We start from the raw sequence: 19,059 nt of genomic DNA, 5'->3' as shown, positions 1-19,059 counted from the left end.
TTTTTCCTGTTTTTTTGGTAAGTAAATGTAGGGCTGAGAAACGGGTCTTCATTAATATTTGCCATATCTTTGCATGGTTGATTGGGGTATTGCTTTGTAGGGGGTTGATTATATTGATGGTTTTCTGATTTTTAACTTCTGGTATTTCATGGTTTTTCCTTATGGTATTTAAAGTATCACTGCTTCAAACAGATACACATTTATGGCCTTCATTGACCAATTTTGATGGGCTGGTTTATATCATCATGTATTCGAATGTCACTTTTATGAAAGGGACAAATAATAAATGAGCATGGAGTGGGATTGATATATGGCGATCAGCTTTGAGAATGCGCTTGGCGTTCACCCCCAGGCACTGGCTTTTCGTGGTTTAAGGGCCGAAGTGTTGGCAGGCAACTTGGCCAATGTTGATACGCCTGGGTTCAAATCACGGGATATCGAGTTTTCATCAGTACTGGATCAACAATTAAGAACACCGGATTCAGGGTTCAGGGAAGACCATATGAAGCTCGGTCTATTTGCCGGTACTGGAGCACTGCAGTATCGAATGCCTTACCAGCAGACCAGCGATGGTAATACTGTTGAATTAGGTGTTGAACAGTCGTCTTTCTCCCAAAATGCACTGTCTTTTCAAACCAGCCTCACGTTTGTGAAAAAGAAGTTCAGCGGTTTAGAACTTGCCATTAGAGGAGGCATGTAACATGTCACTCAGCAATATTTTTGCGGTTTCTGGTTCAGCCCTTAATGCCCAGACAGTTCGTTTAAACAGCATCGCCAGTAATCTGGCCAACATGTCCAGTGTTGGCAGTTCCCCAGAGACGGCATACCGGCCACTGCGACCTGTATTCTCAACAATATATGATGATCTGGAAGGTCAATCTGCCCGGGTGAATATTGAAGGCGTTTATAAAATGCCACCCAGTGACAACAATCGACGTTATGAGCCGGGGAATCCTCTGGCGGATGAAACGGGTTATGTCTATTACCCAGATATTAATGTCATACAGGAAATGGCAGATATGTTATCAGCAACCCGCAGTTATCAGAGCAGTATGGAAGTGATGGTCAGTGCCAGGAAATTGCAGCAAACCCTTCTATCTCTTGCTGAGTAGTCGCTTTGGCTGCACAAAAGTATAAAGGATGATACGTGACAGGAATTAATCCGGTTAACAACACGTCAGTAGCCACCACCTCCAACAGTGCTTCCGGTTCCCTACAGGTGAATCAGGATCAATTTTTGAAACTGTTTATTACTCAGTTGGAAAATCAGGACCCCACCTCTCCGCAGGACACCAATCAGATGCTGACCCAGCTTTCCCAGATATCGTCAGTGGAAAGCTTGAACTCTATTGATGGTCGCATTAGTGGATTAACCAGTTCGTTGCAGCAATCTCAAATGCTCGGTGCTGCGCAATTGCTGGGACAGAACGTTCAGGTAAGCACCAATCGTCTTATAGTTAACGACGCCGACAGTGCAGTGACAGGTGAAGCTCAGCTACCGGTTGCAGCCAGTGATGTGTTGATTCGAGTTTATGACAATGCTGGAACAGAAGTCGCCTCCCGTTCATTGGGTGCTTATAGCGCGGGTGTGGTTCCGTTTGAGTTTGAAGGTATTCAACCCGGTGAATACACCATTACGGCGACAGCCATTAATGGTGGTGATGCTTACGCTGCCGGAGTCTCGCTCACTGGCAAGGTGTCTGGTGTTGAGACAACCGGACAGGGTGTGTATTTGAGATTAGCCAACATGGGGGCTTACCCATTGTCGTCAGTGGCTTCGGTTGGTGATTAAAAGGTTTTACTAAGTCAAAACATCAAAAGAATTGTTTGAGTTCAGGGAGGAATCAAATGTCATTCAAGATTGGTTTAAGCGGGTTGAATGCTGCCCAGAAGGATCTGGAAGTCGTCAGTAATAATATTGCCAACACCAGCACCGTTGGATTTAAAGGCTCCAGAGTGGAGTTTGCTGATGTTTATGCATCGTCGGTTGCGGGTGGTAATAGCCAGGTGGCGGGGGTTCAGGTATCTGGTATTAGCCAACAGTTTTCTCAGGGAAGTATCACTTTCACAGAAAATGCATTGGATATGGCCATTAATGGACAGGGCTTTTTTGTGGTCAGTGATAATGGTGAGTTGTCGTATTCCCGGGCAGGGTATTTTTCTCTGGATGCTGAGAATTATCTGGTTAATAACCTGGGGAATAATCTGCAAGGCTACTCTGCTGACAACTCCGGTAATATCCTGCCAGGAAGCCAGACGAATCTAAGAGTTGCCCAGGGAACCATGCCTGCACAGGCCACCACTCAGGTTGGGAGTTCAGCCAATCTTGATGCTCGGGAAACCGCACTCTCTGGCGTTATTGATCCAGCAGACCCAACCACATTTCATTCCACCATGGCATTTGATGTTAACGACAGCCTTGGGTCACCACATACGGTAAGTTTGTATTTTTCCAAGACAGCAGACAATACATGGGCAGTGGACTTCTATTTTGATAATGGGGCATCCGCTGATTTGAGCGAGACTTTTACTTTTAATACTAACGGTAGCCTTGCGACGCCTGCCGGAGGAACCGCAGCGTTGAACATTCCGCTGGGTGATGCTCGTCTCGCTGGTTCTGCTGCCATGAATTTTGACGTAGATATTGCAGATTTCTCTCAACTAGGTGCTGATTTTACAGTGAACAAGGTGACTCAAGATGGCTTTCCTCCAGGTGCATTGACCGGCGTCAGGGTGTCTCAGGAAGGGATTTTGCAGGCACTCTACTCAAACGGTCAGACTCTGACACAGGGTCAGGTAGTACTTGCCGATTTTCCTAACGAAAATGGATTGATTCCTACCGGTGAAAGTCTTTGGCAGTCTAGCTTCGCTTCCGGTGCTCCGCTGATTGGCGCTCCTGGTTCCGGAATCATGGGAGAGCTGGAAGCGGGTGCACTTGAGCAATCCAATGTGGATATCTCATCACAACTGGTTCGTTTGATTGAGGCGCAAAGTAACTATCAGGCCAATGCGAAAACCATTGAGACCAGTAATAACCTGACTCAAGCATTGATGAATATTATCTAGTCACGTTTTTTACAGGACGTAAATAATGGATAAAGCGCTGTATATCAGTTCTGCCGGAGCCACGCTGTCCATGCGTGCCCAGCAGGTGCATGCCAACAACCTGACCAACAGTAATACATTGGGCTTCCGTCGTGATTTTGTCAGCAGTTTATCGGTGGCATTGCAGGGGGATGGTTTTCAAAGTCGGATTATGTCGTCTGCTCGAGGGTTAGGAAGCAGCTTTGATGTAGGGGCTCAGGAACACACCGGCAGAAAGTTGGATGCGGTGGTAAGTGGTGATGGTTGGTTCACGGTAGAAACCATTGATGGTAATGAGGCGTATACCCGTGCAGGTCAGTTTCAGGTGAGTGCTGATGGTCAATTACTGACTGCCAAGGGGTTACCAGTAATGGGTGATGCCGGGCCTGTCCAGTTACCAGAGTTTGAGTCCATTGAGATTGCTGGTGACGGAACAATTACCATTATTCCTGCCGATGGCACAGGTGAAACAGTCGAAGTCGGTCAGTTAAAACTGGTTAACCCTGAAGTGACAGAATTACAAAAGGCATGGAATGGTTTGTTCGTTTCTGCCAATGGCGAAGCACTGGATGCCGATCCAAATGTACGACTGAGAACGGGCTTTCTGGAAACCAGTAATGTCAGTGCTATGGATGAAATGATTTCGTTTATCTCGTTGAGCCGCCAGTTTGAAAGTCAGATGAAGATGATGAAAGCGGCGGGAGATTTGGCGTCATCGGGAGACCGGCTGATCAGAGAGCAGTAGTTTGGATAAAAGTCTGAATATAAGTTTGGAATAAAACACGCAGGGAGTGTGCGATGAATCCTTCACTTTGGGTCAGTAAAACAGGTTTGGCTGCCCAGGAACGGCAGATGGCCATCATTTCCAATAACCTGGCCAACGTAAATACGGTTGGGTTCAAACGGGACAGGGCAACCTTTGAAGACCTTTTTTATCATATTCAACGCCAACCTGGCGCATTAAACGACCAGAACAATGAAATACCTTCCGGCTTGCAAATGGGCACCGGTGTCAAAATGACGGGTACCCAGAAAGTATTTACGCCGGGAAATTATGACACCACCAATCAAGCACTGGATATGGCCATTATTGGTAATGGTTTTTTTCAGATGCTTCAGCCTGATGGCACGCCTGCATATTCCAGAAACGGACAGTTTCAGATCAATTCCGATGGTGAAATTGTAAACGGCAATGGTTTACCACTTGAGCCGGGCATTGCAATTCCTGCTGATGCTACCGGCATTACCATCAGCGACGATGGCATTGTGATGGTTAAGCAACCAGGCATCATTGAGCCGGTTGAAATCGGTCAAATCACCTTGGTGAATTTCGTAAACCCAGCAGGTTTACAGGCCATGGGTGGCAATTTGTTTCAGCAAACCGTTGCCAGTGGTGATCCGGTTGAAGCACAGCCCGGTGTTGAAGGTCTCGGCTTTCTAAAACAGTTTACTCTGGAAACTTCCAACGTCAGTACAGTTGAAGAGTTGGTGAAAATGATCTCTGTCCAGCGAGCCTATGAAATGAATTCAAAGGTGATCTCGGCAGCGGATCAGATGATGCAGTTTGTGAATCAGACACTTTAAGTTCAATAACAGGAGTCTGGTATGAGAATATTTCTGCTCGGTATTAGCCTGATTTTGGCCGGTTGTCAGAATCTGCCAGACACCGCATCCGTGTCGCCTGTTTTTCAGGAAGAACCAGAGGTCATTCCTGAGCCCAAAGTGCAACAGCCCTACATTGTAAAGTACGTGCCAAATGGCAGCCTGTTTAACCCCCGCTACGGCAACATGATGGTTTCCGACCGTCGAGCGTATCGTTTGGGTGACATCCTCACCATTGAGCTAAAAGGCACCACCAATATCAGCATGGGTGGGGGCAGTAGCGTCAATAAAAGCGCCAATATTGATATTCCCGATCCTACTTTATTAGGACGCTCCAGCGCGTCGATTTTGGGCAGTGGTCGTTCACTGGCAACCAGTATCCAGCCAACCCGTGAATATGGCGGTGCGACCAGTGCAAGTCGTAATAACAGTCTGGAAGGCAGTGTAGCGGTAAAGGTCGTTGAAGTTTTACCCAATGGCACGTTGCGTATTCAAGGTAACAAATGGCTGACCATTAACTCGGGTCGGGAACAGATTAAGATCAGCGGGCTTGTTCGTCCGGAAGATGTCAGCACCGATAATAAGGTGTCATCGGAACGACTGGCAGAAGCCCGAGTGGATTACGTTGCCCTTGGTGATAATGCCAATGCTCACAAGCCTGGCTGGTTTGCCAGAATGCTGAATAGCCCTTGGTTTCCTTTTTAAGGGTAAAATGGAGGAGTTATGGCAGGACGCCATCAATTGCCAGTCATCACATTATTTTTATTTGCCTTGCTTATTACAGCGCCCGCCAATGCACGACGACTGCTGGATGTTGTGGATGTTGAAGGTGTTCGCAGTAATCAGCTGATTGGCTATGGATTGGTGGTTGGCTTGGATGGCACCGGCGATAAATCGGCGTTTACCAAACAGTCTCTGGTGAACATGCTTCGGGATTTCGGGCTGACGATTACCAGTAATGATGTGAATTCTAAAAATGTCGCCGCAGTGACGGTACATGGCTCGCTGCCAGCTTTTGCCAGACCGGGGCAGAAATTGGATGTCAGTGTGTCGTCCATTGGTGATGCGAAAAGTTTACGCGGTGGAACACTGTTGTTTACACCTATGAAAGGCGCTGATGGTCAAATTTATGCCATCGCTCAAGGCAGTCTGCTTGTTGGTGGTGTATCTGCAGAGGGCTTGGCTGGAAATGCTGAAAATCCAGGAACCGGAAGTAAGGTTCAAATCAACAGCACCAATGGCGGACGTATTCCCGGTGGTGCTTTGATTGAACGAGCCGTGGAAACACCTTTTAACTACGGCACTCATTTGGTGTTGAATTTAAGAGAGCCTGGCTTTAGTACCGCGCGCAGAATTGTAAAAGCCATCAATCAGTATTTTGGCCCCGGTGTTGCGTCTGCGACTAACGGGGTATCTATTGAAGTGTCAGCCCCGAAGGACAGCAGTCAGCGGGTGTCGTTTATGGCCATGCTGGAGCAGTTGGATGTTGATATGCCCAGCCCAGCGGCTCGAATCATCTTCAATTCCCGTACCGGTACGGTGGTGATGGGCGAGAACGTACGAGTTCGACCTGCTGCAGTCAGTCATGGCAACCTTGTGGTTCGGGTCAGCCAGAATGCAACAGCCAGTCAGCCGACGGCCTTTTCAGAAGGAGGAACCACCGAAGTTGTTCTGAACAGTGATGTGGCTATATCGGAAGAAGCGTCGGCGATTTATCTGGTGCCGGAGGGAGTGTCGCTGTCTGAAGTGGTAACGGCCATCAATGGCGTTGGCGCCACACCTACGGATTTGATGTCAATTCTAGAAGCACTGAAAGCAGCCGGCGCGCTGGAAGCAGAGTTGATCGTTATATAAAGGAGAGCTTTATGCTGAGTGGCGTGGGAAATATTGCAGATCCAACGATCTTGAGTTCAGCCGAACCGGGTAATATCGATAGCCTTGAAGCTGCAGCGAAAGAGTTTGAATCATTATTTGTGAATGAACTGCTCAAAAGTATGCGACAGGCCAATGAGGCGATGATGTCAGATACCGAGTCGCCCATGATGAGTAACGATACCCGGTTTTTCTATTCTATGTTTGACGCTCAATTGGCGGAACACTTAAGTGAACATGGTGGTTTAGGCATCGCTCAGGCATTAATCCGACAGCTCGGCGACTAATACCAATTCTGCTTTTAAATTATGGGCTGTGCAGCCATTTTGGGCGACTGGCTCTGCGTTGAAGTTCCTCGCCATAGCTAAGGCTATGACTCGTCTCTTCGCCTTGTCCAGTCGCCCAAAATGACTTGCTCACTCCATAATTTAAAAGCGACATTGGTAGAATCCACAAACTCCCCCTCAAGAAGCACCTTTTTCAGGTCGATGGCAATGTGAGCAAATTCCTGTTGGAACCATCATGAGCCTGACACATATTGCCACATCCGGCCTACTGGCCAGCCAGAAAGCCCTGACGGTGGCCGGCAACAACATCGCCAATGCGGAAACCGAAGGCTACAGTCGTCAGACTGTTCAGTTTCAGCCGACCTACACGCTCTATCCGGGTATAGGTGCTTTAGGGACGGGGGTGAATTCCAGTTCGGTAAGCCGGATTACCAGTCAGTTCCTCACTGCTCAGATGTGGGAAAGTCAGGCCATTGCTGGTGAAACGAATACGCATTTGAGTTATTTGAACGATCTTGATCAGTGGCTGGGTAGCGACAATATGTCCCTAGCTAAAGGCTTTGATAACTTTTTTACCGCTTTAAACGGTGGCGCCATCGATCCGGTGGAATCCAGTACACGACAGGTGATTCTGGCAGAAAGTAACGGTCTGACAGGACGATTTAACACCCTCTTTAATCAGCTTCAGGGGCAGGCCGAAGTGGTCGGCCAGCAGCTGAATGCTGCAGCCAATCAAATTAATGGCCTGCTGACCAATATTGCCGGATTTAATGATCAGCTGAGAACGTTATCCACAGGCAGCCAGCCCGCTAACGAGATATTGGATCTCCGTGATCAAGCGGTTAAGGATCTCTCTGAGTTGGTGTCTGTTAATGTTCTGCAACACGACAATGGCTCCTACAGTGTGTATATGAAATCCGGCCAGCCATTGGTGCTGGCTAATCAGCATAACTCACTGTCCGTGGAAGGTTTGGTGGATGCTGCAGATGGTTTTCAGATGATTCTGCAAACCGGCAACACCAAGATACGAGTCACCGGCGATCCAGGTGGAACGGTGGGTGGTTTGCTGCAATATCAATCTGATCAGCTGGTTTACGCTCGCAATGAAATGGGGCGTATGGCCGTGGTTCTGGCTCATGAAATCAATACTCAGTTGCAAGCCGGCGAAGACCTTAATGGCAACCCCGGCACGTCGTTGTTTAATGATTTGACGACACCGGTCGGTGCAGCGATGCCCCTTGATGCGGTATCAACGGCAGTCAGTTCCTTAACGATTACCGATACCAATCAACTGCAATCCAGTGATTATGATTTTCGTGTTGATAACGCAGGCAACTATCGGGTGGTTCGACGGCTTGATAATACGGACGTTGCCGCCGGTGTTTTGTCGGGCGCAGGCACAGATACCCTGACGTTTGATGGTATCGAGATTAATGTTGATGCCACAGCCACGGATCAAGCTTATCGACTGGCTCCGTTAAGGTACGGTGCCCGGGAAATCCAAACCATGATGTCGGACCCTTCTGCCCTGGCGTTTGCTGCTCCTGGAAATGGCATAGGCGACAACAGTAATTTGCTGGATTTAGTCGCCATTCAATCCAAAGGTCTCATCAATGGCGGCACCAGTACATTGGTGACGGCGTATTCCGGTTTTGTGGGTGAAGTCGCGGTGCAGACGTCTCGAAGTAAAACCGAGGCGGCTGGTGGGCAGGCATTATTGTCGCAGGTTGAGTCTGCTGTCGGCACCTACAGCGGTGTTAATCTGGATGAAGAAGCTGCCAGTATTTTACGATTCCAACAACTTTACAGTGCCAATGCTCGGGTGATTTCTGTCGCACGATCAACCTTTGATGCACTGCTGGCTATGTTTTAACCAATGCTAACTGAACAGTGCGATAGAAATGAACTTGGATGATAATTACGTTGTCTAACCCTAGGTCAGTAAATAGAGAACTACAAATGAATCTTTCGTTCCTATTCCAGGGTAGAGAAAATACAGCAAGCTATTGTTCTTCGCCCGAGGTTATACCGGGAAAAGATCTTGATATTAAAAAGGCTGCAGATGAGGCGGTTACACCTTATTACACGGGTGATCACAGGATGAAACCGGTACTGGTTCGCAATTTACGTTCAGACAGAGCCTATTTTATAGATACTTGCCATACTCATGAACGAATAATCGAAGTGTCTCCTGATCTCAGGGTTTTTTTTCCAAAAAGTGATCAGCAAATAACCGTGGTGAAGTCTCACCTGATACATTTGCTTGAAAGAAATATAGTGGTTTTACAACAAGCTGAGCCGACAATGCATGAGGGTATAGACTATCCAGCCGTATATTCAGAGAAAGGTGATAATATTACCGGCGGACGATTTAAGGTTGGCCTTCCCGTTGATGAATCAGTGCAATGCAGATTTCCATGGGAGATGGGTCGTTACTCTGGCAGGACAGACTTGCCTTATAAAACGTACCCTAATTCTGGAAATGAAGGGCATAATGCAGAAAAGGCTATAGCCAGATTGTTGCGATTTAAAAGTGGCAAGATTTATTCACAAGAAAGGCCTTGTTTTCAGAGAGGTACACAGGGTTATTGCACATCATGCCGTATGATTTGTGGGAGTCAGTACAGGTTTAATGAAATTCCTTTTTGGGAGTTAAAAAAAGAGTTGAATGGGGTTGAAGTCAAAGCATTGTGTGAGGAGGCATCAGGTATAAGCAAAATTATTAATGGTTTCATCTCTGAATACGATGAAACCATTAATAGATTAATACTCGTTAATTTAAATTATAACTTCTCCCAGGGCCTTGATGAAATTGAGAAGTGTATTTCACAATTTATAGGGCTTGAGGAGTATATAGAGAATTGTAAAAGAAAGATTGCGGAAGAGGATCATGGTGTACCTTCAAATGAGTTAGTAAAATTTGAAGACATAGATAAGGCTTTTGAAAATGTGAAAGAAATAAATATTTCTGTCCTGCGTAAATCAGTTGAAACCTTGTTCAATGACTTGGCAGGTTTTATCGCACAGCGGAAAAGTTTGGAAAAAAAGCATGGTGGTGAAGCCAGTTCAGGTGATATCAAACCTATTGTTCAGACGCTGGTTAATTCTTATATGGATCGTTTAGGTTCTGAATCTCAGGCCTATTCTTTGATTTCAAACATTATTGAAAATTGTAACTCTCTAATGACTGTTGCCAGTATTCTATTTGGGTACGAGTCTAGGGAACATGCGAATAAGTCCTTTCCCCTAAAAACAGCTTCAGTAATACCAACGGCTTCAGACGTCGAGTCTGGACTTATTCGAACCTTCCCTCTTAAGGTAGACATTGAGGATCTATCCCCTGTTTCCAAAGGTTGCAGCGAACTGGCTTCGTGGAAAGCTGACAAGTTAGAGCCTAAGGCAGGACAAAAACAAAGCCTTGACCCTGTTGAATCAACCAGTCTCAATGAAGAATCACCTCCGGAACATAAGCGGGGCAAGGGAATTCCCTTAATGTCTACCTTAAGAGGATTTGCTGATGAAATAGACTCTATCAAAACGTTGAAAGGAAGAGTTGAGGATCTATTAACAGCAATGATGAATCTACAACAAACAATCAGAATGATTTGCGAAGATTGCCTTGATTACGAAGCCGATAGGTATAAAAAATATATTCCAAACTAGATGGGTAGGGAGCTATGAGAGTCAGCACAGGGAACTACAACCGGCTCATGGTGCAGGTGATGCAAAACACCATGGCGGATTTAGCCAGAACATCGGATCAGTTAGCCACTGGCAAGCGGATTCTGCAACCTTCCGACGATGCGGTGGACGCAGTTAAGATTCTGCGACTGAACAATGAACTGAATGCCATCGGTCAGTATGAAAATAACATCAGTTCAGCCAGGGGCTGGTTACAGCAGCAGGATGTTTTGTTCGGTGGCATGAACGATTTGTTGATGCGTTCCAGAGATATTCTTCTGGAGGCAGGCAATGGTTCACGAAGCAATGCCGATCTTGCGACCATTGCTGATGAATTGTCATCTCTGAATGAGGCTTTGCTGAGTCAGGCGAATCATCGAACAGCGGATGGTCAGTATTTGTTTTCAGGAACGACTACGACACAGGAACCCTTCATGTTAGTCGCCGGTGACTATCTATACAACGGTAACAGTCTGCATCGTGAAGTAGAGGTCAATGGATCGACAACCGTCCAATTAACTCAGCCCGGGGATGCACTTTTTGTTGATGCTGCTGCCATTGCACCGTTGCCAGACACCATTTTTGATGCACTTGCCGCAGCGGTAACAGAGCTGAACACACCTACTGCAAATTTGGATACCGTGGTTGCCGAATCCATTATCTGGATTGATAACACCATGGAGCGAATTGGTTCTGCGCAAACGCGAGGCGGCAGTGAGTTAAATCTTCTTGATCAGATTGGTGGCAGCCATGGAGACATCAAATTGTTTGCTCAGCAATTGACGTCCAGCCTGGAAAATGTGGATTTTGTGGAAGCCACTACCCGATTGAATCAACAGCAGGTGATTTTGTCAGCCAGTCAGCAGGTCTATGCCAATATCAAGAATCTTTCTCTGTTCAACTATTTCTAAGAATTTAAGTTGCTCTTGATTTAACACGCTTTTGATTTAAGACGCTTTTGATTTAAGAAGAGCAGCGATTTAGCCGATGTTCCTACAGAACGTTCTCGGGAGCAGGTTGTAATGTCCAGCATAAAAGGAACCGGTGGTAAAAAAGCCGGTGCAGTCAGTGGAGCAAAACCGCGTGTTGACAAAAAAACAGGGGTTAGCAGTGTCCCGCGTGTTGCCGAAGATCGTTTGAATGTCAGTGCCTCAGCCCAACAGATTGATGATCTTTTTCAACAGTTATCGGATCTGGATGATGTGAATGCCGCCAGAGTGAAAAGTGTTCGCGAGTCGATCAAAAAAGGCAACTTCCCCATCGATTATCAGCGTTTGGCTGATAAAATTCTGGAACTCTCTGATGAACTCAATGCCGAAGACGACGACTGATGCTAATTTAGAAAATGTCTCGAATGTTGCTAATACGGATCGTGTATTACAAGATCATTTCCAGAAAATGCTCAGTAATATTCGTGATGCTTTGGCTCTGTCCAGAAAAATGGAAAAGGTTCTGGAAGCGGTCCATCAGAAAATGCTGAATAGGAACATTGCCTCTCTGGAAGTGTCACTGGAGCATCAGGTTCGCTTACTGAACATGCTGCAAATGAATGGCTCTCTTCGAGAGCACTACCTGAAACAGTTTGGCTTCAGTAATGATAGTACTGGCATAAAACAGTTCTTCAGCCTTATGAAACAGCAGCCTGCTATTGCCCCGATAGAAGCGTATCAGACACTGGAGAAATATTGGGATCAGTTAGAACACTCTGCCAACCGTTGCCAGCAAGTCAATAACGCCAATGGTCGTTTATTGGCTCGGCTTTCAGCCAGTACCCGAAAAATTATTGAACTCTCTTTCTCAGGACAACCCATTGCTACCTATGATGAGCATGGGGTGCCCGTTAATCCGCTGGCTGAATAATGAAGAGTCGCTATGCCGCAGTTATTATCGGTGCCGTAATTTTTCTGCAGATGAGTGTTTCTGCAGATGCCCCTCAGACGATTTATTACCCTCAGGTGCTTGAAGATCATCAATGGTCCATGAACAAGGAGCATGGATTTTACTGCATTTTATCAAATCCGGTGGCTGGTTTGGGTGATCTTCAGCTGATTGCCGAAGCCGGTGAAGTTGAGCAAATTGCCGTTGCTCCAGACCCATTTCAAAGCGAGCAGCGCCAGGTCTCTGTGGCGATTACTTCACCTCCCTGGTCGGTGAAACCACAACATACGCCCATTGCCAACGCCAGTATCCCCGCGGGTGATTCTTTATCTATAGATATCAGCATGGTGAATGTTCTGAAGGCATTTCATGCAGGGCAACAGCTACAATTGGTGGTGGACGACAATAATGGGCCTTCGGTCATTGTTCAGGTGCCTGCCCTGAATATTATGCCGGTACTTGAGCAGTTTTACCGCTGTATGGACGATTTGTTGCTGTTGAATTTTGAACAGGCAAAACACAATACCTTTTATTATCCGTCCGGCGGTAAACGACTGGATGATGATCAACGACAAATGTTGCTTCATATTGCTGAATATGTGGTGGCAGATCATAACGTTGATCGTATCACCATTGATTCTCATACGGATTCTTATGGTGATGAATTGGTGAACCGGGAACTTTCTAAAAAAAGGGGGCAGTTACTGGTGAGTGAGCTGCAAAAAATGGGGGTTCCTACTGGTAAAATCCTGATGCGATTTCATGGTGAACGTTACCCTGTGGCTGATAACAACACCCCCGATGGGCGAAACAGAAATCGCCGCGTCGAGATTCGGATAACTCGTTAAGCCAATGTCTTTTTCTTCCTAAACTCTGTCAATCCAACGTCGATATCCTTTCAGAGCCTGAGAAAATCTCAGGCATTTCTGGCACTTTGAAAAATACTTGCTACCAGACTTTCTGGAAGACGGAGCGATTATGGAAATCAAAGGATTGGCCTCCAGCCTGGTAAACCCGGTCAGAACTGAACGGCAGCCATCAGTATTACCTTCCGATTTAAGCCGAAACGATGTCCCTGATTTTACGCAGTTGATGAAATCCGCCATGGACCGGGTGAACGAGTTGCAGCAATCCGCATCGACTCAGATGCATCAGGTGGATACCGGTGAGTCTCAGGACTTGCTGGGAACGATGATTGCCACCCAGAAAGCCAGCATTTCTTTTCAAGCGTTGATGCAGGTGAGAAATAAGGCAGTAGCAGCCTATGAAGAAGTTATGCGCATGCAGGTTTGAACAGCGGTTCTGGCAAACACGCTAGACAAGGCACGCTAGATAAGGAAAGTGGAGTGAAGAATGGCTGAAGCGACAGCAGACGGTTTACAGGAAACCGGGATTGAAGAAGAGCAAGCAACATCTCAGCTTCAGCTGTGGCGCGAGCGGGTTCAGGAATTTCTGCAAAAGAATAAAGGCTATCAGACTATTACCCTGATCATGCTCTCCGCTGGCATTGCTCTGTTGGTGGTGCTTTGGCTCTGGTCGCAAGCCGCCGATTATCAGCCTTTGTACGGCAATCAGGAGCTTTACGAAGTGTCCAGTATTGTTGAAGTGCTGGAACGGGAAGGGCTGAACTACACGCTTCATCCTGAATCCGGACAAGTGATGGTAGACGCTGGTCAACTAAGTCAGGCGAGAATGAAGCTGTCGATTGCCGGTATTCAGGCACGATCACCAGAAGGTCTGGATACGTTGGATCAACAGGAGCTGGGTGCCAGTCAGTTTATCGAAGGTGTCCGCTATTTAAGAGGACTGGAAGGCGAGCTGGCGCAAACCATTATCAGTCTGAAGTCGGTGCGAAATGCGCGGGTGCATTTGGCCATTCCCAAACAAAGCAGCTTTATTCGGCGTAAAGAAAAGCCGTCAGCGTCTGTCTTTGTCAATTTATTTCCGGGGTATCGACTGAGCGTTGAACAGGTGGAAGGTATCATCAATCTGGTGGCAACCAGCGTCTCCAATATGAGCAGGGAAGATATATCTGTTGTTGATCAGAGTGGCAGACTGTTATCCACAGAAGCACTCGAAAAAAGCGGCGCTCTTGGCGAAGTGTCCAGACAGTTTGATTTTAAGCAGGAGGTGGAAGCCCGTTATCAAGATCGTATCAGCCACCTTCTTGAGCCATTGGTTGGCCCTGGCAATTTTCGGGCACAGGTGACCGCCAGTGTGGATTTTGAAAAAGTGATTCAGACCGTAGAGCAGTTTGATCCAGCGACAGCGGTGGTACGAAGTGAGCAAGGAAAAGAGCGCATCAATACCGGAGGGCCAGCGATAGGCGTTCCAGGCACATTAAGCAATCAGCCTCCGGCAGAGACGGATGAAGAAGCGGAGACCGAGAACAGTAGTCAGTCGGAATTTGTGCGCAATTATGAAGTGGACAAAGTAACCCGCCAGGTATCAAACCACCAGGGTCGTGTTGATAAACTGAGTATTGCTGTCGTCTTTAATGATCAGGCTGAAGGTGCTGTTTCTGGTGCTGTAGCGGAGTGGGATCAGGCTCGACTGGACAGTATGCGTCAGATGATTATTGATGCGACAGGATTGGATCAGGTAAGAGGTGATCAGATCAGTATTCATACCGCACCGTTTGTTCCTGTTGAAGGTGCTCCGGACAGCACGATGGCATGGTGGCAACAGCCACAGACGCTGTATTACGTGAAATACGGCTGCGGTACGTTATTGGCGATTTTAGTGTTGTTCTATTTGATTCGACCGCTGATGCAACAAGTCACGGTCAACTTGGAACCACCAAAAGAATTACTGCCAGCGCTAGCAGAAGGGCATGGTGAACTGGCCCATATGGACGAAGTGGATCCTGAGAAACGACGAGCCATGTTTGATGAAAGTTTCCACCTACTGCCACCGGAGCTGGCAGATTTTGAAACTCAGGTGACCCATATGAGAAAGCTGTCGGTGAAACAGCCTGAACGAGTGGCGCAGGTGATCCAGCTGTGGATGAGCAATTATGAGACGTAGTCATTGATGACCGATAAAAAAGAGAATAAATGAAAACATGAGTGAGAATCGTGATCTTGCCATTAGGCAGCCAACAACCAGAGACATTGCCATCCTGATGCTCAGCCTTGGAGAAAAGGGGGCTTCAAAGGTGTTGGAGCATCTTAGCCAGCGAGAAGTTCGGCAGGTCAGTGCTGCTATGGCAACCATGGCACCGTTGAAGAGAGATCAGGTTCAGGAAGTGTTGGATATCTTTTTCCACACCTATCGATACGACAGTGGTCTTACGGGATCATCTCGTGGCTATTTAGACAAAACCCTGAAGCTGGCACTGGGCGATAAAGAAGCCAAAAACGTCATGGACTCGATCTTTGGTGATGAAGACACCACATTGGAAACCATGAAAATGATGGATTCTGCGACGATTACCGAGTTGATTGCCGGCGAGCATCCTCAGCTTCAGGCAGTGGTGCTGACTTACCTTGGGCCTGAGCAGGCGGCAGAGGTTCTTCAGCGTTTGCCCGTTGCTACTCATCAGGATTTGTTGTCCAGAGTTGCCCGCCTTGAAGAACTGCATCCCTCCATTCTGCAGGAACTGAACCGGATGTTTGATGACAATATTGGCCGTCTCAGCACCAGCCAGAACACCACGGTCAGTGGCTTACGTCAGGTTGCGGATATCATGAATCGAATGGGTGAAGGTACGGTTAAAAATGTTCTGGGTTACTTCAAAGAGCAAGACAAGAAACTTGCAGAGAAAATTGAGCAGCAGATGTTTGTCTTTGAGCATCTGACGCGGTTGGATGAAGACGTAATTCGTCGCATTGCCAGTGAGGTCAGCCAGGATATTCTTGTGCTGGCATTGAAAGGTGCTCCTCAAGATGTGATGGATGCCATTGTTGGCACCATGACCAAGCGGGCTTCGAAATTCCTGTTGGAGGATATTGAGAACCTCGGTTCGGTGCGTGCCAGCCAGGTTCAGGGTGCCCGTAATGATGTATTGAGAATTGCACGGCAGCTGGCGGCCAGTGGTGAAATTGAGCTGAGCTTTAATGAAGATGAAGAGATGATTGAGTAACCCTATGAGGCTTCCATGAAGAGCAAAACCAGAATCTGGCAGCCAGAAACTGCAGCTTATCAGCAGTTTCATTTTCCTGTGCATGAGAAGAAAGGGCGACCTGGTCAAACTCAAAAAAACGGTCGCGCAAAAAAGCACAGTGCAGTTACTCCTTCCGAAACCCCGATAATTCCGGAATCTTCAGTGGCTTCTGAAGCCAGCCAAGGGACGATAGAGAAAGTACAGGAGCAGCACGAAGCAGAGCTTCAGAGTATGGAGCAGAGGAGTTATCAGCGCGGCTACGATGAAGGACGTCGTCAGGGTTTTGAAGAAGCATCCAAAAAAATCGCCAGCCAGACCCAGCAGGTTTCAGAGCAGCAGAAGGCACTGGTAGACAGTTTGCACCGTGAAATTTCCGCCGTTAAAAACAGTACTTTGCAAAACCGGGAACAGTTGTCGGTATGGCTTGGTCAGGTAGTAGAAGAAGTCTGTCGTCAGGTGGTTCGAAAAGAGATGGAAACCAAGCCAGAGCTAATTGTGGATATTATCCGCCAATCCCTCGAGCTGGTGCCAGAAAGCAACAGTTATACCATACAGGTATGCGATCAGGATGCTGAGCTGTTGAGACGCACCAAGCCGGATTTTGGGGCGCCATGGCAGCTGGTGGTTACTGAGAATTTAATGCCTGGTGACTGTCGAATAGTTGCCAGTGAAGGCGAGGCGGAAGCCAGGTTGGATAATCGATTAATTCAATGTCTGGATATTATTAAAGAGTCTCTGGTGGAAGATCTGGAGGCTGTCTCTTGATCAATGAACTTCCGGAGGTATCAGCAACGACAGCCAACTCCATGATCGGACGGCTTCGCAAAGTGCCGGTCGCTTCATTGACAGGCCGGGTTGCTGCAGTGAAAGGCATGTTGCTGGAAGCAGTGGGCGTTCGCCTGCCGGTAGGTCAGCTTTGTCATATACGCTCACGGTCTGGTGATGGATTTGAGGCAGAAGTCGTCGGCTTTAATGATAAAACCTCCTTGCTAATGTCGCTTTCGAACCATCAGGATGGCATCTCACCCGGGGATTTAATCGTTCCTGTGCCGGTGAATCAGGGCGTTTCGGTAGATAGTTCACTGGTGGGTCGCGTTGTCGATGCAATGGGTGAGCCTCTGGATAACAAGCCATTGACGTTAAATGAACGAATCCCCGTGTTACCCATACCATTAAATCCCATGAATCGGGGTGTTGTGGATAAACCTTTGCATGTGGGTATTCGGGCGATTGATGGTTTATTTACCCTTGGGCGGGGGCAGCGTATAGGGTTGCTGGCTGGAAGTGGGATTGGCAAAAGTACATTGTTGGGAATGATGACCCGCAATACGCAGGCTGATGTGACGGTGGTTGGCCTTATTGGTGAGCGCTCAAGGGAAGTTAAAGAATTTGTCGAACATACCCTTGGCTCCGAGGGGATGAAGAAAACGGTCGTTGTTGCAGCCCCGGGAGATGAATCCCCGGTCAGGCGCATTCGTGCTGCCAGTTATTGTCATCGGATTGCTGAGTATTTCAGAGATCAGGGTAAATCGGTGCTGCTGTTAATGGATTCTTTGACTCGTTATGCTCAAGCGCATCGAGAGATCGCCTTGACCATGGGTGAGCCGGCAGCGTCCAGAGGTTATCCGCCATCTGTCTTCAGTAAAGTGCCAAATTTGATTGAGCGGTCCGGACCGGGTGCAGGCAATGGTTCGATTACTGCCGTTTATACGGTATTAGCGGATGGTGATGATTTGCAGGATCCAATCGTAGACTGTGCCCGTTCTGTACTTGATGGCCATATTGTTTTAAACCGGGAGCTGGCAGAAAAAGGTCACTTTCCGGCGATAGATCTAGAGAAATCGCTGAGTCGTGTTATGCCGCAAGTCACCTTTGAAAAGCACGGGGTATCTGCACAGAACTTTCGCCGTCTCTTTTCACGTTACAACCATTTTCAGGAATTAATGGCCATTGGCGCTTACCAGGCTGGTGCAGATCAGGAATTGGATAAAGCCATTGAGATGCGCCCGGCGATGGAGCGATTTCTGCAGCAAAGTCGTTTTGAACAGTTTGATCCTGATGCATCTATTCGGGTATTAGAAACCATGCAGCTAACTCGGGAGGGGGCAGCGAGTGGCAGATGAACAACAACTCAAGCGACTGCACCGAATGATGGAATATAAGTCAAAAGACTTACAAAATAACGTTGCTGTCACCAGTGCTGGAGTGGATGGTTTAATCAATCAGAAGAAGATGGTGGATGACAGTAATCATCAGAATCACCTGCAGAAAGGTGAGCGACTAAACGCCCTGTTGTGCTGGAATCAAAATCAATTTTCATCACTGCTCAGCGATGTGGGTCATCTTATCGATGAGAAAATATCGGATCATCAATCAAAATTGAAGGCATTAGAGTCTGAGTTGACTGTTCAGCATAGAAAAATGAAAGGTGTGGATTTGTTATTACAGAAGAAAATACAGGATCGAATGAAAAAGCATAAGCGCAATCTTGAGCTTGAAATGGAGGAAAATCTGCAGCGTTAGACAAAGAGAAGTCATGTCCCTTCTTAT

21 protein-coding genes are annotated in these 19,059 nt (G+C 47.3%); all 21 read left to right on the top strand.

Going from position 1 to position 19,059, the window contains the following annotated elements; genetic code table 11:
- Positions 1 to 310: 310 nt before the first annotated feature.
- Positions 311 to 700, top strand: coding sequence for a flagellar basal body rod protein FlgB (flgB, locus tag AKL11_RS03920; RefSeq protein WP_067515269.1), 390 nt, complete (start codon positions 311 to 313; stop codon positions 698 to 700).
- A 1-nt stretch (position 701) separates the two neighbouring features.
- Positions 702 to 1,112, top strand: coding sequence for a flagellar basal body rod protein FlgC (gene flgC, locus AKL11_RS03915; RefSeq protein WP_067515268.1), 411 nt, complete (start codon positions 702 to 704; stop codon positions 1,110 to 1,112).
- A 35-nt stretch (positions 1,113 to 1,147) separates the two neighbouring features.
- Positions 1,148 to 1,792 carry a flagellar hook assembly protein FlgD gene (locus tag AKL11_RS03910; protein WP_067515267.1) on the top strand — a complete coding sequence of 215 codons (645 nt, stop codon included), beginning with the start codon at positions 1,148 to 1,150 and terminating at the stop codon, positions 1,790 to 1,792.
- Positions 1,793 to 1,848: 56 nt separating this feature from the next.
- The gene (flgE, locus tag AKL11_RS03905) at positions 1,849 to 3,066 is read left to right on the top strand and encodes a flagellar hook protein FlgE (protein WP_067515266.1); all 1,218 of its coding nucleotides are present in this window, start codon (positions 1,849 to 1,851) and stop codon (positions 3,064 to 3,066) included.
- A 25-nt stretch (positions 3,067 to 3,091) separates the two neighbouring features.
- Positions 3,092 to 3,829 (top strand): flagellar basal body rod protein FlgF, encoded by a 738-nt coding sequence (locus tag AKL11_RS03900; protein ID WP_067515265.1) that lies wholly within the window; start codon positions 3,092 to 3,094, stop codon positions 3,827 to 3,829.
- A 53-nt stretch (positions 3,830 to 3,882) separates the two neighbouring features.
- On the top strand, positions 3,883 to 4,668 hold the full coding sequence (gene flgG / locus AKL11_RS03895) for a flagellar basal-body rod protein FlgG (RefSeq protein ID WP_067515264.1): 786 nt from the start codon (positions 3,883 to 3,885) through the stop codon (positions 4,666 to 4,668).
- 21 nt (positions 4,669 to 4,689) lie between these two features.
- Positions 4,690 to 5,391, top strand: a complete 702-nt coding sequence (locus AKL11_RS03890; RefSeq protein ID WP_067515263.1) for a flagellar basal body L-ring protein FlgH — start codon at positions 4,690 to 4,692, stop codon at positions 5,389 to 5,391.
- An 18-nt stretch (positions 5,392 to 5,409) separates the two neighbouring features.
- A complete protein-coding gene (locus tag AKL11_RS03885) occupies positions 5,410 to 6,540 on the top strand; it encodes a flagellar basal body P-ring protein FlgI (protein ID WP_067515262.1) in 1,131 nt (376 codons plus the stop codon).
- Positions 6,541 to 6,551: 11 nt separating this feature from the next.
- Positions 6,552 to 6,845: a rod-binding protein gene (locus tag AKL11_RS03880; protein ID WP_067515261.1), complete on the top strand. Its 294-nt coding sequence runs from the start codon at positions 6,552 to 6,554 to the stop codon at positions 6,843 to 6,845.
- Positions 6,846 to 7,080: 235 nt separating this feature from the next.
- Positions 7,081 to 8,718, top strand: a complete 1,638-nt coding sequence (flgK, locus tag AKL11_RS03875) for a flagellar hook-associated protein FlgK (RefSeq protein WP_067515260.1) — start codon at positions 7,081 to 7,083, stop codon at positions 8,716 to 8,718.
- Between the two features lie 86 nt (positions 8,719 to 8,804).
- Positions 8,805 to 10,508, top strand: coding sequence for a hypothetical protein (locus AKL11_RS03870; protein WP_067515259.1), 1,704 nt, complete (start codon positions 8,805 to 8,807; stop codon positions 10,506 to 10,508).
- 14 nt (positions 10,509 to 10,522) lie between these two features.
- A complete protein-coding gene (flgL, locus tag AKL11_RS03865; RefSeq protein ID WP_095210143.1) occupies positions 10,523 to 11,437 on the top strand; it encodes a flagellar hook-associated protein FlgL in 915 nt (304 codons plus the stop codon).
- A gap of 111 nt (positions 11,438 to 11,548) precedes the next feature.
- Positions 11,549 to 11,857, top strand: coding sequence for a flagellar biosynthesis anti-sigma factor FlgM (gene flgM / locus AKL11_RS03860; protein ID WP_067515257.1), 309 nt, complete (start codon positions 11,549 to 11,551; stop codon positions 11,855 to 11,857).
- Positions 11,829 to 12,386, top strand: a complete 558-nt coding sequence (locus AKL11_RS03855; protein WP_095210142.1) for a flagellar protein FlgN — start codon at positions 11,829 to 11,831, stop codon at positions 12,384 to 12,386. The genes flgM and AKL11_RS03855 overlap by 29 nt, the downstream gene beginning before the upstream one ends.
- The gene (locus AKL11_RS03850) at positions 12,386 to 13,252 is read left to right on the top strand and encodes an OmpA family protein (protein ID WP_067515255.1); all 867 of its coding nucleotides are present in this window, start codon (positions 12,386 to 12,388) and stop codon (positions 13,250 to 13,252) included. Before AKL11_RS03855 ends, AKL11_RS03850 begins: the two co-directional genes overlap by 1 nt.
- 130 nt (positions 13,253 to 13,382) lie before the next feature.
- Positions 13,383 to 13,697 (top strand): flagellar hook-basal body complex protein FliE, encoded by a 315-nt coding sequence (fliE, locus tag AKL11_RS03845; protein ID WP_067515254.1) that lies wholly within the window; start codon positions 13,383 to 13,385, stop codon positions 13,695 to 13,697.
- A 60-nt stretch (positions 13,698 to 13,757) separates the two neighbouring features.
- Complete coding sequence (gene fliF / locus AKL11_RS03840) at positions 13,758 to 15,431, top strand: flagellar basal-body MS-ring/collar protein FliF (protein WP_067515253.1); 1,674 nt, start codon at positions 13,758 to 13,760, stop codon at positions 15,429 to 15,431.
- A gap of 37 nt (positions 15,432 to 15,468) precedes the next feature.
- Entirely contained in the window at positions 15,469 to 16,488 is a 1,020-nt protein-coding gene (gene fliG / locus AKL11_RS03835; RefSeq protein WP_067515252.1) for a flagellar motor switch protein FliG, read from the top strand.
- A 15-nt stretch (positions 16,489 to 16,503) separates the two neighbouring features.
- On the top strand, positions 16,504 to 17,274 hold the full coding sequence (locus AKL11_RS03830) for a FliH/SctL family protein (protein WP_067515251.1): 771 nt from the start codon (positions 16,504 to 16,506) through the stop codon (positions 17,272 to 17,274).
- Positions 17,271 to 18,632 carry a FliI/YscN family ATPase gene (locus AKL11_RS03825; protein WP_095210141.1) on the top strand — a complete coding sequence of 454 codons (1,362 nt, stop codon included), beginning with the start codon at positions 17,271 to 17,273 and terminating at the stop codon, positions 18,630 to 18,632. The genes AKL11_RS03830 and AKL11_RS03825 overlap by 4 nt, the downstream gene beginning before the upstream one ends.
- Complete coding sequence (locus AKL11_RS03820; protein WP_067515250.1) at positions 18,622 to 19,032, top strand: hypothetical protein; 411 nt, start codon at positions 18,622 to 18,624, stop codon at positions 19,030 to 19,032. Before AKL11_RS03825 ends, AKL11_RS03820 begins: the two co-directional genes overlap by 11 nt.
- The last annotated feature ends 27 nt before the right edge of the window (positions 19,033 to 19,059 follow it).

The sequence above is a fragment of the Endozoicomonas ascidiicola genome (assembly GCF_001646945.1).
Taxonomy (GTDB): Bacteria; Pseudomonadota; Gammaproteobacteria; order Pseudomonadales; family Endozoicomonadaceae; genus Endozoicomonas; species Endozoicomonas ascidiicola.
This window is presented reverse-complemented; position numbering and strand designations above follow the sequence as displayed.